General features: G+C 58.2%; 14 protein-coding genes. 6 read left to right on the top strand and 8 right to left on the bottom strand.

All coding sequences use genetic code 11. From position 1 onward, the window contains the following. Positions 1-339 precede the first annotated feature (339 nt). Both chaB and ACO6VX_RS06340 read left to right on the top strand, forming a co-directional pair. On the top strand, positions 340-570 hold the full coding sequence (gene chaB / locus ACO6VX_RS06345; RefSeq protein ID WP_010245846.1) for a putative cation transport regulator ChaB: 231 nt from the start codon (positions 340-342) through the stop codon (positions 568-570). Between the two features lie 226 nt (positions 571-796). Next, positions 797-1,471 (top strand): gamma-glutamylcyclotransferase, encoded by a 675-nt coding sequence (locus tag ACO6VX_RS06340; protein ID WP_164480396.1) that lies wholly within the window; start codon positions 797-799, stop codon positions 1,469-1,471. A 73-nt stretch (positions 1,472-1,544) separates the two neighbouring features. Here the strand turns inward: ACO6VX_RS06340 and ACO6VX_RS06335 are convergent, their stop codons facing one another. The 8 genes from ACO6VX_RS06335 to ACO6VX_RS06300 form a co-directional block, all read right to left on the bottom strand. Then, positions 1,545-2,972 (bottom strand): serine/threonine-protein kinase, encoded by a 1,428-nt coding sequence (locus ACO6VX_RS06335; protein ID WP_346556230.1) that lies wholly within the window; start codon positions 2,970-2,972, stop codon positions 1,545-1,547. A gap of 44 nt (positions 2,973-3,016) precedes the next feature. Further along, on the bottom strand, positions 3,017-3,970 hold the full coding sequence (locus ACO6VX_RS06330; protein WP_422457930.1) for a hypothetical protein: 954 nt from the start codon (positions 3,968-3,970) through the stop codon (positions 3,017-3,019). Between the two features lie 14 nt (positions 3,971-3,984). After that, positions 3,985-4,761 carry a PP2C family protein-serine/threonine phosphatase gene (locus ACO6VX_RS06325; RefSeq protein WP_143790027.1) on the bottom strand — a complete coding sequence of 259 codons (777 nt, stop codon included), beginning with the start codon at positions 4,759-4,761 and terminating at the stop codon, positions 3,985-3,987. Further along, a complete protein-coding gene (gene tagH / locus ACO6VX_RS06320; protein ID WP_010669995.1) occupies positions 4,758-5,894 on the bottom strand; it encodes a type VI secretion system-associated FHA domain protein TagH in 1,137 nt (378 codons plus the stop codon). Before tagH ends, ACO6VX_RS06325 begins: the two co-directional genes overlap by 4 nt. Positions 5,895-5,930: 36 nt before the next feature. Then, on the bottom strand, positions 5,931-6,629 hold the full coding sequence (tagF, locus tag ACO6VX_RS06315) for a type VI secretion system-associated protein TagF (protein ID WP_191919741.1): 699 nt from the start codon (positions 6,627-6,629) through the stop codon (positions 5,931-5,933). Between the two features lie 13 nt (positions 6,630-6,642). Beyond that, positions 6,643-8,757 (bottom strand): type VI secretion system membrane subunit TssM, encoded by a 2,115-nt coding sequence (tssM, locus tag ACO6VX_RS06310; RefSeq protein WP_158131761.1) that lies wholly within the window; start codon positions 8,755-8,757, stop codon positions 6,643-6,645. Beyond that, a complete protein-coding gene (gene icmH / locus ACO6VX_RS06305; RefSeq protein WP_010669997.1) occupies positions 8,757-9,974 on the bottom strand; it encodes a type IVB secretion system protein IcmH/DotU in 1,218 nt (405 codons plus the stop codon). The genes tssM and icmH overlap by 1 nt, the downstream gene beginning before the upstream one ends. 85 nt (positions 9,975-10,059) lie before the next feature. After that, entirely contained in the window at positions 10,060-10,551 is a 492-nt protein-coding gene (locus ACO6VX_RS06300; RefSeq protein WP_010245819.1) for a hypothetical protein, read from the bottom strand. A 488-nt stretch (positions 10,552-11,039) separates the two neighbouring features. Here ACO6VX_RS06300 and ACO6VX_RS06295 point away from each other — a divergent pair, with 488 nt between their 5' ends. The 4 genes from ACO6VX_RS06295 to ACO6VX_RS06280 all read left to right on the top strand — a co-directional run bounded on the left by ACO6VX_RS06295 (position 11,040) and on the right by ACO6VX_RS06280 (position 15,450). Then, on the top strand, positions 11,040-12,254 hold the full coding sequence (locus tag ACO6VX_RS06295) for a nitrate regulatory protein (RefSeq protein ID WP_010245817.1): 1,215 nt from the start codon (positions 11,040-11,042) through the stop codon (positions 12,252-12,254). Between the two features lie 262 nt (positions 12,255-12,516). Beyond that, complete coding sequence (locus ACO6VX_RS06290; protein ID WP_010245814.1) at positions 12,517-13,767, top strand: CmpA/NrtA family ABC transporter substrate-binding protein; 1,251 nt, start codon at positions 12,517-12,519, stop codon at positions 13,765-13,767. 11 nt (positions 13,768-13,778) lie between these two features. After that, positions 13,779-14,651, top strand: coding sequence for a nitrate ABC transporter permease (gene ntrB / locus ACO6VX_RS06285; protein WP_010245811.1), 873 nt, complete (start codon positions 13,779-13,781; stop codon positions 14,649-14,651). Between the two features lie 10 nt (positions 14,652-14,661). Next, complete coding sequence (locus ACO6VX_RS06280; protein WP_010245808.1) at positions 14,662-15,450, top strand: ABC transporter ATP-binding protein; 789 nt, start codon at positions 14,662-14,664, stop codon at positions 15,448-15,450. The last annotated feature ends 9 nt before the right edge of the window (positions 15,451-15,459 follow it).

The raw sequence follows: 15,459 nt of genomic DNA, 5'->3' as shown, positions 1-15,459 counted from the left end.
CAGCGAGTGCTGCTGTTAGAAATATAATCAGTTTTAGGGCAGGGCGCAGTTTATCTTTTCACCGGTCCGAACGGGAAAAATTTACTGCTTTTTACTTAAATGCAATAAATGGTCGAAGCGGTATTAACCTGAAGTTATCTCAAATATTGCAATATTAATCAGGCCACAACAATTTCTCTTTAACCATCTATCTGACCGCCAAATGCCGTAAAATCTGTTTATCATTGTAACTTGTGTGGCCTGTTTCTGGTTTTTAATTTGAAGGGGAGATAAGTGGCTGTTTGTATTTTTATTCTGTTGCGCCAGGCTTAACAGGAATCCATAAACTGAGGAGCCGTTATGCCTTACTCTAAACGAACCGACTTACCTGACAACGTAAAACACGTGCTTCCCGCGCATGCGCAGGATATCTATCAGCAGGCATTTAACAGCGCGTGGGAAGAATATAAAGAGGCTAAGGATCGACGGGGCGATGATTCGCGGGAAGAGGTGGCGCACAAAGTCGCCTGGGCAGCCGTGAAAAAAGAGTATGAGAAAGGTGATGACGATAAGTGGCATCCTAAACGTTAACGCCGTCGCTAGCCTGTTCACGCCAAAGGGCCAGGATAATCTGGCCCTTTTTTTCATCTTCGCTATAAGGTTTATCTGGTTTTTTTTAACCTGCGACCGGAATCACGCTTGTAACCCCGCGCGGAAATAGATTAATGTCAATTTGATGAACGAAACGCAGCGCCGTTTTGGAGATCATGTTACAGGAGCCATTCTGCAGGACGCCGTTGATGTTGAGGAGGTCGCATTGCTTACCCGGGAATTTCTATTAAAAGCGGATTGTAAAACGTCGTTCGGGGATATCGAAGAGGCGTTGCTCTGGAGTTGCGAGCAGCGCGCGGCCTCGCTGGCAGCCACCCTGGCCTGTCGTCCCGATCACAGCCCGGTATGGATCTTTGGTTACGGCTCGCTGATGTGGAACCCGATTTTTGAGGCGGATGAAGTGGCGTCCGGTTCGCTGGAGGGCTGGCACCGTGCTTTCTGCCTGCGGCTGATTGCCGGACGTGGCACCGCCACGCATCCCGGCCGCATGCTGGCGCTGAAGCAGGGTGGCAGAACCACGGGTCTGGCGTTTCGTCTGCCGGAAGAGCGGCTGCATGAAGAGCTGGCGCTGCTGTGGAAGCGTGAGATGATCACTGGCTGCTATCTTCCAACCTGGTGTGAATTACAGCTGGAGGATGGTCGCAGCGTCACTGCGCTGACCTTTATTATGGATCCGCGTCATCCGCTGTATGAATCGGACTCCTGCCCGGAGGCGATTGCGCCATTAATTGCTGCGGCCAGTGGCCCGCTGGGCTCGAATGCGCAATATCTGTTTGCTCTGGAAGAGGAGCTGACCCGGCGCGGCATGGAGGAGGAGAGTCTGAGCCGGCTGGCCCATCAGGTGCGAACACTTCAGCAAGCCTGTCTGAAGCAGGCCTGAACCGGGGCATAAGCAGAGTAAAAGGGCGCGACAGTGTCGCGCCCTTTTACGAGCCGGCTGCAGTTTACCGGGCTTAATTACCCGGATTAATCAGCCAGGTACCGGGTTTATCGATGGTCAGGGATTGTGTGTGCGTCTTACTGCCATTTTTAACATCAATTTTGTACTGTCCCGCCGCCAGATTCAGCGCGGCAAATCCACTGCTGCCCGGTTTTACCTCGACCGGCTGTCCGTTAAGCACCACGCTTTCACCGCTCTCCAGCTTAAGATAGACGGTCGCCAGCGCGGCCGGAACGGCAGCGGCTGACGGAATCGATGCGGGCGCCTGCGTCATGGCTGAGCTGTTGTTAACCACTTCCGGTGTGGCACTGTGGCGATTCGCCAGCCAGATGGCGACAACCACGGCCAGAATAGCCACGGCAGCCAGACCCAGCAATCCAGGCGACAGTTTACGCACCGTGCGCGGCGTCACCGGCTCGGCGGACGCGGCGGCATGATTCATCGCCATCACCACCGGCGCAGCAGCCTCAACCGGCTCCTCGACCGGCAGAGCAGGCGACTCGCCCGGCACCGGGAAGCTGTTTACCACCGCTTCCACATCACTGACCGGCAGATCAATCAACGCGGCAAAGGCATCAATCGTTTGTGGGCGATCGCCTGGCTTCATTGCCAGCGCGCAGTCAATGGCATGCAGCAGCGGCAGTGAGTAGCCTTCTGGCTGGCGTTCCACCAGCGGCTGATAATTATCTTCAATGCAGCGCACCACGCTGACCGGCGGCGGATTACCGGTAATCAGGTTATGCAGCACCGCGCCCAGGGCGTAGATATCGGTCCACGGCCCCTGTTCAACTTCACCCTCTTCGCTGTATTGCTCAATCGGCGCAAAGCCAGGTTTAAGCATGATTTCCGTTTCGTCAGAGAGGTTGCCAATCTCTTTACGCGCCGAGCCAAAATCGAGCAGAACCGGCAGCTGGTTCTCCTGAATCTGAATATTGTCGAGCGAGATATCGCGATGCAGATAGCCGGCCTGATGGATGGTGCTGATGGCACCCAACAGCGGCGGCAGCAGGCGGCGGATCCAGGATTCAGTGATCGACGCCGGGCTGGTGACCTGCCACTCTTTCAGCGTCATACCGCTGTAGTAGAGCGTGCCCATATAGGCTGTGCCGTTCTGCTCCCAGAAGCGCAGCACGTGCAGCAGTCCCGGATGATTAAAGCGGGCCAGCAGACGCGCTTCCTGAATAAAGCTGGTGAGCCCGGCATTAAACAGCTTCTGGAAACGCTCACCGCGCAGCTCCAGCGTTAAATCGGCGGCACGGACTGCCAGCGACACCGGCATGTACTCTTTGATTGCAATAGTGCGTTCAAGCTGGTGATCCCACGCGCGATAGACGATGCCGAAGCCGCCGCCTCCGATCACTTCCTTGATCTCAAACTCATTGAAACGGTATCCGTCAGGCAGGGCATTCGGAACGGTTTTCGGATTATCATTTGCCGACATAGTGAACTCTCTGTACACGGCCTGCTCGCCAGGCTGCGCGGTAATTAATTGATGTTACGCCAGGCACCAATGGCAGGATCAACCAGATCCGCGTGCAGGGTGTCGATGAGTAACACATTCACTTTTTGCTGTGGCATGAAATAGGGCGCCCAGTGGCTGCGCAACGTATCAACTCGCGATTTCACAGCGTCAGCATCCTGCTGCGCAGCATTCTTATCCATCTTTATCAACAGGGCACCATTGAAGCGCCAGACATGTTGTTTGGCATCAAAGGGCAGCACCAGCCAGCTATCATTCGCATCCGGGCGTGTCACAATCATGCGCTGATTGTTCGCGGCGATAACCTCCAGCTTGCTGTCCGGGATCGTCAGATTGGCGATGGGATAGCCCTGATAAAAGGTGACTGCCACCGGCGTTGGGTGGTCAGGGGTCGCCAGCATCAGCTCACTTTTGCCTTCTGCCCAGCCATCCGGTGAGCACTGCTGCTTGCTGACATCCGGGATAAACAGGGTCTGGGCATTTTCATCCCAGGCGGTGCGAAAATGGCAGCCGCTGGGGAGATCAAAATGTTGCAGCGGCGTGCTGTTGGCGGGCCGAGACAGGTCGAGCGGTACAGCATTACTCTCACTGGCGCTGGCGGTGGCATCTGCCATCACGATAGGACGCCAGTTCTGCAGCTTACTGGCGCTGCCGCTGACCAGTACGCCACCCTCTTTACTGGTCATCTGCCAGGGCAGCTCGTCCAGTAATCCGCACTGATTAGCGAGCAGGGTGCCGACGCGCGGTAAAAAGGTGGTCAGCACCGCCGAATCCTTACTTTTGCCGGAGACGATGCGCAGTGGCAGCGTCTCTTTGCACCAGTCGTCAGGCGCTTTACTCACCACATTATCGATATAGACCTCCAGCGCCAGGCTGGGGGAGTAGACAACCCGATAATTTTCAGCCTGGGCGTGAAAGGCAATCAGCAGGGTGATGATGCCGGGCAACCACAGTTTCATAAGGATCCTTGGAATCAAAAACGAGGCGGCAGAAAGCGCGCCGAATCAGCCAGTGAATAGAGCAGCGTTGCCTCCTCCGGCTCACCAATCCAGACCGCCAGTGCGCTGAGATTATCTTTCTTAACGTTGCGGCTCACCGCCTGTTCCATCAGAGCCAGCCACTCTTCGCAGGCATTCACCATGCGCAGCGCCTGTTCCATTTCATGACTGGCCAGATTCAGCCAGAAGCCATCGGTGCAGACCAGAAACGCGTCGCCATCCTCCAGCGTAATCTCCTGCGAAAAGCTCACTAAGCGAGGCGGTTCAGCGCCGAGCGCATTATAGAGTAAATTACTGTTAATGCCGGTATTTTCATAGCCCGCTTCTTTCAGCTGCTGGGCCAGACTGTGATCGCGAGTGACCTCATGAAGCACGCCGCGGCGGAAGTGGTAAACCCGGCTGTCACCGGCATGCGCCCACCATGCGCGCTGTTTTTCACGGTCAATAAACAGGGCCGCCAGCGTGGTGCTCATGCGTGAATATTTCGGATTTTTACCCTGTGCCTCATGCAGCGCTAAGCGGCACTGTTCAATCGCCTGATGGGTTATCTCCGGCGTCAGATCGGCGTGCGCCTGTAACTGGCTCAGCAGGGTGTCACGCACCAGCTGCGCCGCCATCTCGCCGCCGGGCAGACCGGCCACGCCATCGCAGACCACAAAACAGGCTTTACGCTCATCCAGCTCTGCGCCGGTGCGATCCTGATTCTCATCGCGTAGCCCTTGCTGGCAGCGGCTGGCAAAAACGATTTTCATGGTTCATCTACCCGCGTCTGAGAGTCCTTATACTGATTCACCTCCATGTCATAGGCATGGAGAAAGGCCTCGCCAAACAGCGTATGGAAATCATCTTCGATCTCTCCGGCCGTACGCTGATAATTACGGGTGAAGTAGTCCCACAGCGCCGCCTTCTTCATGGCGGAAAAGGGCATTTTTGACACCACGCCATCGGCACGCGCCTGCTCTTCCAGCCGCTGCGGATTAAAGGATTGCAGCATCGCCGCAATAATGGCGCGGATACCGGCAATCATCCCCAGCTGGTGGGCCTGCAAATCGACCAGGGCATCGCGTACCGCCTGTTCCGGCGGCATAAACCCGGGCATCTGGCTCTGGTACATCTGCATCAGCACGGTTTTGCCGGAGGGCAGGATCTTGAACGGGTTGTTGGCCTCATTCAGGATCATCGTCATGTCCGCTTTGACACCACGCTTGAGAATGGATCGCGAAGAGAGCAGCGCGACGGTGCCCTGGGAAAAGAGGCTCAGCATCCGGCCAGTAATGCGCATCTGCTCTTCATCCACCGGCGTGGCGTGACCGTTGCTCAGCCCCATCCCCTCCAGCAGTGCGGCGATCAGCCGATCCTGATCCACCGGCTGCGCCGTCAGCGCCCGACGCGGCTCGCTGGCCTGGGGGTCGATAGCCAGTCGTGCATCGTTGTGGCGCTCGTGGCGTGAGGGCGTGGCCTCACTGACCAGCAGCCGGTCCTCAACCTCATGATGTTCGTGAATGCCCAGCGGATTCGCGGGCTGAGCGCTGTCGCCAGCAAACAGCGCCAGCGGATCGCTCTGCGTGTCGTGGCAGGCGGGGTCTCGTACTTCCAGCGCATAGTCACCGATGCGCAGCGCATCGCCATGCTTCAGCACGACCTGCATGCCGCGACCCAGGGTTATGCCGTTATGCTCCACCGGGGTCACGCTACCCTGGTTCGTCAGACGGCACTCCCCGTCATGCGACAGGTGAACCAGCGCCTGCAGACGCGAAATGGCCCGAGTCTCATCTGGCAGCACCAGATCGTTGTCCTGACTGCGGCCAATGGTGCCGCCAGGCGGTTGAAACGCAACGCTTCTGACCGGAACATCCGTAGTGCATTGCACAATGGTAAATTGCATGAGTTATCCCAGATTGAACGGCAAACGCTTCCGGCCTCACTCGAACATCGGAGGATAGAGGCCATTACGTCCCGGCTGTGAACCTGCCGCCGGGTTAAACAGTAACGAAAACAGTTGCGCGGTGAGGTTGCCGCTGTGCTTGTGGGTCGCGTGGACAAAACCATCACTGCGGTTACTCCACCAGTAGCTCATATGCTGCTGAGGGTCGAAACGTTCAGCCACTTCACGCCAGCTCAGCGTGCAGGGCAGATCCTGAAAACCGATCACATCCATGATTTCAGAGGGCTTCCTGGCCGGCACCAGCAGCGGTGGTAAAGCCTGTATCTGCTGCTCTAACTGCTCGCCGTTCAGCGGTGTCTGAACCGCCCGTAACAGTGTCGCGCCCAGATCCTGAAACCAGTCGCCGGAAATGGTCAGTTGAGCAGGATGCCACTGAGCCAGCGTGAAGCTGTGCAGGGCCAGCAGCGGCCAGGCGCGTCCGACGCGGTCACAGGAGGGCAGCAGACAGCCCATCTGTATCTGCGGCCGGGTCGCGGTAACCGGCAGCACAAAGTTCCACACCGGCGCATGGAGAAAGTCCGCGCTGTAGGAATACGCCTGCTGATGCCAGTGCATTAATCCCTGCTGGAACCAGTGATTCCACGGGCTAATCTGTTGCTCGCTCAGTCGATGGTGCAGAAAGTCACCGGTCGACGGCAGCTTGCCATACCAGCCGGGGGCCGTGTAAGCAGCCATGTTCACCTCACCATTACTCGCTATGCGAGTTTGATTGCGGGGCCGGGTGCCGCGGCGCTACCGCCAGCATGCCGCCCGCCTGGTCCGCAATTTTCAGATTCTCTGCAAGCTTGCGCATCATCAGTGCATTATCACGTGCATAAGGCGACGACTGAATCTGCTGATCCAGCAGCTGGCTCAGGTGCCAGTCAAGCTGCTGCAGGTCACGGGCGCTTACCGTATCGGGCAGTGAGCGCTGTAAATTTTGCAGCAGCCAGGCCCGTAAAAATTCGCCATCATAATTACGCGGTTGATAGAGCATCTGATAGGCGCGCAGCGCATTGCGGCTGTAGGCGTTATCATCACCCGGGTCGTTGCGCAGGATATTCGTGATCTGCTGCGCCACACGCGGCAGCAACAAAGACTTAAGCGCATTTTGATAAAGCACCCAGGCGGCATCGCTAATCTGATTACCCCGGTATAAGCCCGCCCGCATAGTAAGCGGCGGATTATCGAGGGAAAAGCGCGCCGAGAGCGGCAACTTCACCAGGTTATTAAGAAAGGGTAGCAGATCAAAAATATTATCAGCAGGCTGATGAATCACCTGCTGACTTTGCTCACGGATAAGCGGTACCCGTGCGGCAACCTGCTGCAGATACTGCTGATTCTGATAGTAACTGATGCCCCACAGGCTGGAGGCGATCAGCAGGGCGCCTGCCAGCACGCCGTAGCCAATCCAGTGGAACAGCTGATTACGGTACTCCCAGCGGCGATTACTGCCGGCCAGGCCGCTCTCTTTGAATATCAGATCGCTGAGCAGGTCACGAATAAAGAAGCTCTGGCCTTTGTTGCCGGGAATCGGACTGTTGCGATTAACGCTGTCCCAGGCCGCGATCGAGTGATCGCCCGCCTGACGCAACTGCAGTTTGCGGCTCAGTTCACCCATCACCCGATCAAACGGCAGGCCTTCCTGCGTTCCGCTGGTGAAGAAGAGGCCGCGCGGGCTCCAGGCGACCGCATCCTGATGGTCAGAAAAAACGATATCCAGATATTCGTTCAGCAGTGGACGCAGCGAGGCGAACTCCTGCGGGAAGAGGAAGCACTCAGCGCGCTCGTTCAGGTCGCGCTCATGGGTCATCTGCTCCGCCAGTTGTTGCTGGAGCTGCTGTTCCAGCCGCTGAAACTGCTGGCCAAAATGGCGATGCCAGTCATCTTTGTGCGGCTTGCCCAGCTCCCAGTTAAACGTGAAGCCCCAGATAGCATCACGCCGCGCTTTATCAATCGAGCCGAAGTAGCTCATAAAGCCTTTCAGCAGATCGGTTTTGGTGATCATCACATAAACCGGGAAGTGAATACCGGTCTGCTGATGCAGTTCTGCCATGCGCTCTCGCAGCGCGCTGGCCTGGGCGAAACGCGCTTCGGCTGAATCACTCAGCAGATCGGCGACGCTGATGGTCATGATCACACCGTTAATCGGCTGGCGGGTGCGATAGCGTTTCAGCAGGTTGATAAAACTGTGCCATTCCGCGGCATCTCGCACGCGCTGGCTCTCCTGCAACGCATAACGACCGGCGGTATCAATCAGCACCGCGCTGTCAGTAAACCACCAGTCACAGTTGCGGGTGCCCCCGACGCCGCGGACCGCATTTTTGCCCAGCGTATCGGTCAGCGGGAAATCGAGGCCGGCATTAAACAGCGCGGTGGTTTTACCGGCGCCGGGCGCACCCATGACCAGGTACCAGGGCAGCTGATAGAGATAATTAGCGTTAAAGCGTGAGAGCAGGTTCCCGCTATGACGACGGCCAAACTGGGTGCGTTTCAGCTGCATCGCAGCTTCGCTGAAGCGCTGGTTGAGCCGCTCTTCGGTCATCTGACGTTCCGCCGGGTCGTCGTTGCCCGACAGCTGAAGCTGGGTCAGTAAGCGGCTGTTGAACCAGGCACGATAGAGCGACGGGATCAGCTGGAACAGGATCCAGAGAAAATAGAGGGCGCTTACGGTGAGCTGGCGAGGCAGCACGGGTTCCAGTGGGCGCGATTCGCCCCATGACCAGAACGGTCCCAGCATCCAGACCAGACAGCTCAGCGCCGTGACGCCAATAAAGCTCCACAGCAGGCGATGCGTTAGCAGCAGGCGAAGGGAGGCGCGCATTATTGTGCTCCTTGATGATTACTGAGCGTTTCAGGCGCGGCAAACAGGGTGATTTCAACGCGGCGGTTGCGGGTCCGGTTTTCGCTGCTGTCGTTGGGCAGCAGGGGGTCGCTGTCGCCGCGGCCTTCGGAGCGAACCGTATGCCCGTCAGCCAGTTGCAGTTGTAACAACTGGGTGATGGCGCGGGCGCGGGCAAATGAGAACTCATAGCTGGAGGCAAAGCGGCTGTTATCCACCGGATGATCATCGGTAAACACCGACACCAGAATGGTCCCTTTGACATCTTTCATCGCGGTTGAGACGCGGGCCAGCAGGGCGCGCCCCACCGGATTGATCACCGTGCCCTGTTCGGCGAACAGTTTGTCCGCGGGGATGATCACTTTGCTGCCAAAGGCACCATCGCTGACCTCAAGCTGCCCGGCTGCAATCACATCATTCAGGCGCTGACGCAGATCGAGCAACGCCTGCGGGGAAGAGGGACGACGGCCCGCGGTAATCTGCGGCAGCGGCGTCTGATAGATGGTACGCAGCAGCGGTTCGGCGGCATTGCCGAGACGCCAGTTCAGGCCGCTGTAGATCAGGCAGCCGATCAGTGCGACCAGCATGGCACAGGCCCAGAGCGGCACCATCGGGCGGGCGAGGGTGCTCACCAGCGGATGCACTTCCACCAGTGGCGGTTGCGCTGTCTGGCGCTGGGCACGCGTTTCGTCAATCAGGGTTTTCAGGCGTTTACGGATACCGTCGCACTGGGCGCGACCATTTTCACTGCCGCGATAGCGGCCTTCATAGCCCAGCAGCAGACAGTATTGCACCACTTCCAGCAGCCAGAGGTGTTGTTGCGGGCTTTGTGAAATGCGCGACAGCAGTTGAAAGAATTTTTCGCCGCCCCAGCTTTCATTATGGAAGGTCACCAGCATGCCGTTGCCAGACCAGACGCCGCGCGTGCCCCATGGGGTTTGCGCCGCCGCTTCATCGAGCGCGCTGCAGATGCAGTAACGCGCGCCGATAATCATCTCAAACGGCAGCCCTGCCTGTTTACAGCGTTGTTCAAACTGGCGGATTTCATCGATCAGAGACTGGCGCAGACCCGCAGGGTCATCGTGGGTGGCTGCCTGACGAATTTGCACCACCGCGTTCAGCAGTGGCGCCGCAGCCTGAAGTAAGAGATTCTCATTGCCTGAGGGGGTCGCCTCACGCGCAGGGGATTCCACAGTCATTAATTCGTGATCTTCCAGCCAATGGCAAATCCCTGTACCCGCAGCCCGGGACGGTTCTGCGGGCAATATGCGCCGGATTTCATATTCAGTCTAAGATCCAGGTCGCGGTATCGTTAGTCCGGCAGGCTTTGCTGGCGCCGCCGACGGCCACACAGACCTGTTTCGTTTTGCGGGGACGGGGACGATCGCTCTGTACGGTGGCATCGTAACGGCTGCTCTCTACACCCGCTTTTAATGGCACATAACCGATCAGCGGGCCGTCAGCCTGGTCAGCAATCGCCAGCCAGCTGTGTTCCACATTACCTAATACTTCGAACGGTTTACCCGTTTCGAGATAGCGAACCACTTTGCCGCCGTAATCAGGCGAGGTCATGACGGATGCGCCATAAAGCGCCCGCCAGGTCTGATTGACCGGCTCAAATTCAGTCGGTGCCGCGACAGCGTGTCGATGGACCAGTTTGACGCCGTTAATTTCGCTGGTGACCAGCGTATCGTCAGTGACGGGCGGCGGCGGGGCCTTACAGCCTGCCAGGGTAAGAACCGCCAGCAGCGTTAACGCAAGACTCTTTTTCACCATGTTCCTCGTGATCTCATCAAAGTATCTGCATATTGCCAGGCCCGATGCCAGGAGGCGATCTTTATCGCGCCGCATCGTGCCGAAATTCTGTTTTTAAAAAAAGGGTCAGATTACATCGGGATAGTAACGCATTCAGTTTACCTAAGACTTTTGAGAATTCAAACCATTGCACCCGCTGCCGATGCGTGATAGCAGGCGCTTTTCAGGCAGGCTGCGATGTAAGAAAAGCACCAGGCAATGTGATAGTTAAAGCGAACTGAATTATCGCAGAGACAAACTGGTTGAGAACAGTGCCGCGCATTCTGACATGCAATGAATCCGATTGGAAACTATTAAGATTTACTAATAACTTGTTGCCGAAAAAATTTATCAGTTTGCGTTAAGAAACTTATTAAAATCAGATTTTACGCCCCTGCTCAGACCCTCTTTTTTCAGGAAAGCGGCACGCCTTTTGCTTCTGAAAGGTTTTAACCGCACTGAGGTGAGCAATGAGGGACGCCCTGACCTGGCTGCAGGCATCACGCGCGAGCGATATCGCCAGCCTGCAACGTCTTCTGGAAACCGGCGAGCTGATGGCTGCCGTCAGTGAACTGGTCCATCGGTTGCAGCGGGAACGTGGCGCAAACAATCTCTGGATCTGCTCTGACGGAGCGCTGTTCAGCGCCGAACGTCATGCCCGCCAGCAGGAGGTCAGCGCCGGCCTGGAGCATTTTTATCAGGCGCTGCCGGCCGCCATAGCGCAGCCCGGCTACAGCCGCTTCTGCAACCTGATTGCCGCTGCCCTGCAGGCGCTGGCCGGACTGCCTGCGCTGCGCCAGCAAATCAGCCAGCGTGAGCTTGATCAGGCCGCGGCGATGGCCGCCTTTAACCAGGTTATCCGTACTTTACTCAATCTGGTGTTTGAGGCGGCCGACACCGCCAGCTATCCCGGCATCTCCCGTGCACTGATCGCCCTGTTCAGTTTTATGCAGGGCAAAGAACTGGCCGGGCAGGAGCGGGCCATCGGCTCAGCCGGCTTTGCGGCGCGTCAGTTCACCCCCGACCAGCGCAGCCAGATGGTCGCCCTGATTGCGGCACAGGAGCAGAGCTTTATCACCTTCCGGGAGTTTGCTGACAGCGCCGCGTGTGAATCCTGGCAGCCGCTGGCTCAGGCCAGCCGCGACATCGAACGCCTTCGTCGCATCGCCTGCACCGGCGGCCGTTGTGATGAGACCGGCGCGCTGCACTGGTTTTCCCTGCTCTCTGAGCGGCTGGATCAGATGAAAATGCTGGAGGATGCCCTGACGGCGACATTGATGCAGCGCTGCCGGGCTGCCATTGATCAGGCACAACAGCAGGCGGCAGGAACAGTGGTGCAGGGCGACAGCAATTTTTCGCTTTACGTCTCCGGGGCGGACTGGCTGCCTGGCGCGGCGGCGCTCGACAGCGACGGTCTGGCCCCGCAGCTGGGGCGCTCGGTGCTATCGCTGATTGGCGAACAGTCGCAGCGTTTGCAGCAGCAGGCGGATGAACTGGCGGCGATGCGCGCCTCACTGGACGAGCGGCGCGTGATCGATCAGGCCAAACACTGGCTGATGCAGCAGCAGGGTTTCACAGAAGAGGCCGCCTGGCAGGCATTACGCAAAAGTGCGATGAATCAGAATAAGCGGGTACTGGAGATCGCGCAGGCGGTACTGGCGGTAGCGAAGACCCTGAGCAACTAACCCGGATGAGGTAGCTGCACAACCTTTGTGCGTGATCTGCGTCAGAAACGTGCAAAAACGGTTAATTTTTCAACAGTGCGTCACCGCAGATCGGCATTAAGGCTGTTTCGGCGATCTGGCACACCCTTTGCTTAATCCCTATAGAGAGTACGCATTGCTCCCGCCAATGGCGGTGGGGTCAGTGCTTTGGATAAAGGCGTCCATCCGCAGGCTTCGGCTTGTCGGAGGACGCCTTTTTTTATTTCTGTTCAGGGGCAACAAGATGAGCAAAACGCCATTTTCACTGACACGACGTCAGGCGCTGATCTCCGGCGCCGCGCTGGGTGCGGCCTGGATCGTTCCGGGATTACGAAATGCGGTCTGGGCAGCGGGATCAGATGCGCCAGAAAAAGCGCAGGTGCGGGTCGGCTTTATCCCGCTCACTGACTGCGCGCCGGTGGTGATGGCCTCTGTGAAAGGCTTCGACAAAAAGTATGGTCTCACATTGCAGGTCAGCAAAGAGGCGAGCTGGGCGGCGGTGCGCGACAAACTGACCTCCGGTGAGCTGGATGCGGCGCATGTGCTCTACGGCATGATCTACGCCCTGCAACTGGGCGTAGCGGGTCCGCAGCACGACATGGCGAACCTGATGACGCTCAACCATAACGGCCAGGCGATCACCCTGTCGAACCAGCTGAAAGCCAGTGGGGTCACCGATGCGGCCAGCCTGAAAAAGGCCATTGATGGCAGCGCCAAAGGCAGCTTTACCTTCGCCCATACCTTTCCGACCAGCACCCATGCCATGTGGCTCTATTACTGGCTCGCCAATGCGGGCATCCACCCGTTTGATGACGTGCGCACCGTGGTCGTGCCGCCGCCGCAGATGGTGATGAACATGAAAATTGGCAACATGAGCGGCTTCTGCGTTGGTGAGCCGTGGAACCAGCGCGCCATCAGCGACAACATCGGTTTTACCGCCGCCACCAGCCAGCAGATCTGGCCGGAGCATCCGGAAAAAGTGCTCGGCACCCGCGCAGAGTGGGTGAAAGAGAACCCCAACACGGCCCGTGCACTCACCGCCGCTGTGCTGGAGGCCGCGCGCTGGATTGATGCCTCGGACGACAACCGCCGCGAAACCGCGCAGGTGTTAGCCGGCCGCGCCTGGATCAATACCAAAGTGGAGACGTTACAGGGTCGGATGCTCGGTCAGTATCAGAACGGCCTGGGGCAGTCGTGGCAGGACGCTCACCCGATGCGCTTCTTTGACAACGGCAACGTCAGTTTTCCCTGGCTCTCAGACGGCATGTGGTTCCTGACCCAGATGAAACGCTGGGGCCTGCTTGCCAGCGATCCCGACTACCTCGCGGTGGCGCGCCAGATCAACCGCATCGACATCTACAAACAGGCCGCCAGCGCAGTCGGACAGGTTGCACTGCCCGCCAGTGAAATGCGCAGCAGTACCTTCATCGACGGCAAGGTCTGGGATGGCAGCGATCCTGCCGCCTATGCCGCCAGTTTCGCTATCAAACGTTAAGAGAGGTTGCTATGAAAACTGACGCGCGCGCCCTGGCGCAGCCGGTGCAGAGTCACAATAGTGCCACCGTTATTCCGTTACAGGTCACCCCGAAAGCCGCAGCCCGTCCGGCGCGTCTGCGTCCGCTGTTGCAGCGCGCCATTCCCGCCACCGGTGGCCTGTTATTAATGCTGCTGGTGTGGCAGATCGCGGCGCTGTCGCAACCGGGTTTCCCTTCGCCTTACGCCACCTGGCAGGCCGCTCAGGTCCTGTTCGCTGACCCGTTCTACAGCAACGGCCCCAACGATCAGGGCATCGGCTGGAACGTGCTGGCGTCGCTGCAACGCGTCGGCATTGGATTCGGCCTGGCCGCGCTGGTCGGCATTCCGGCGGGCTTTTTAATCGGTCGCTTTAGCTTTATGGCGCAGATGTTCAATCCCGTCATCGCCCTGCTGCGGCCGGTGAGTCCGCTGGCCTGGCTGCCGATTGGCCTGCTGCTGTTTCAGCGCGCCGAGCCTGCCGCCAGCTGGACCATTTTTATCTGTTCGATCTGGCCAATGATCATTAACACCGCCGAAGGGGTACAGCGTATTCCGCAGGATTACCTCAACGTGGCGCGGGTGTTACAGCTTTCTGAGTGGACGGTGATGCGCCGGATCCTGCTGCCCGCCGTGCTGCCCGCGGTGCTGACCGGGGTCCGTCTCTCTATCGGCATCGCCTGGCTGGTGATCGTCGCCGCCGAAATGCTGACCGGCGGACTGGGCATCGGCTTCTGGATCTGGAATGAGTGGAACAACCTCAACGTGGAAAATATTCTGGTCGCCATTCTGGTCATCGGCGTAATCGGGCTGCTGCTGGAACAGGGGCTGATGCTGCTGGTCCGTCGTTTTAGCTGGGATAAATAAGGAGAGCACGATGCAACAGATCATTCGCGTCCAGCAGGTCAGCCAGCGTTTTGCCACCGCCAGCGGCGAGTTTCTGGCGCTGGACAATGTCAGTTTTGATATTCACGAAGGGGAAACCCTGAGCCTGATCGGCCACTCCGGCTGCGGCAAATCGACGCTGCTGAACCTGATTGCCGGTTTAACCCGGCCCAGCAGCGGCGTGCTGCTGTGTGATAACCGCGAAATCACTGGCCCCGGTCCGGAGCGCGCGGTGGTGTTTCAGAACCATTCGCTGCTGCCGTGGCTGACGGCATTTCAGAATGTCGAGCTGGCGGTGCAACAGGTGTTTAAAGGGCGCTTCAGCAAAGCGGAGATGCGTGACTGGATCGAGCACAACCTTAACCGGGTGCAGATGAGCCATGCCATGCACAAGCGGCCCGGCGAAATATCCGGCGGTATGAAGCAACGCGTCGGTATTGCGCGGGCGCTGGCGATGAAGCCACGCGTGCTGCTGCTGGATGAGCCGTTTGGCGCGCTGGACGCCTTAACCCGCGCCCATCTGCAGGACAGCGTGATGCGCATTCAGCAGGAGCTGAACACCACCATCGTGCTGATTACCCATGACGTGGATGAAGCCGTGCTGCTGTCAGACCGGGTGCTGATGATGACTAACGGCCCGGCGGCGCAGGTTGGCGAGATCCTCACTGTCGATCTGCCACGTCCGCGTTCACGGGTGGCGCTGGCGGATGAGCCGCGCTACCACCAGTTGCGACAGAAAGTGCTGCATTTCCTCTATGAAAAACAGACCACTGCGGCGTAAGGAACAGAC

Origin of the sequence: Pantoea sp. BJFS-204, from assembly GCF_049310725.1 — a bacterium.
Taxonomy (GTDB): Bacteria; Pseudomonadota; Gammaproteobacteria; order Enterobacterales; family Enterobacteriaceae; genus Pantoea; species Pantoea agglomerans.
This window is presented reverse-complemented; position numbering and strand designations above follow the sequence as displayed.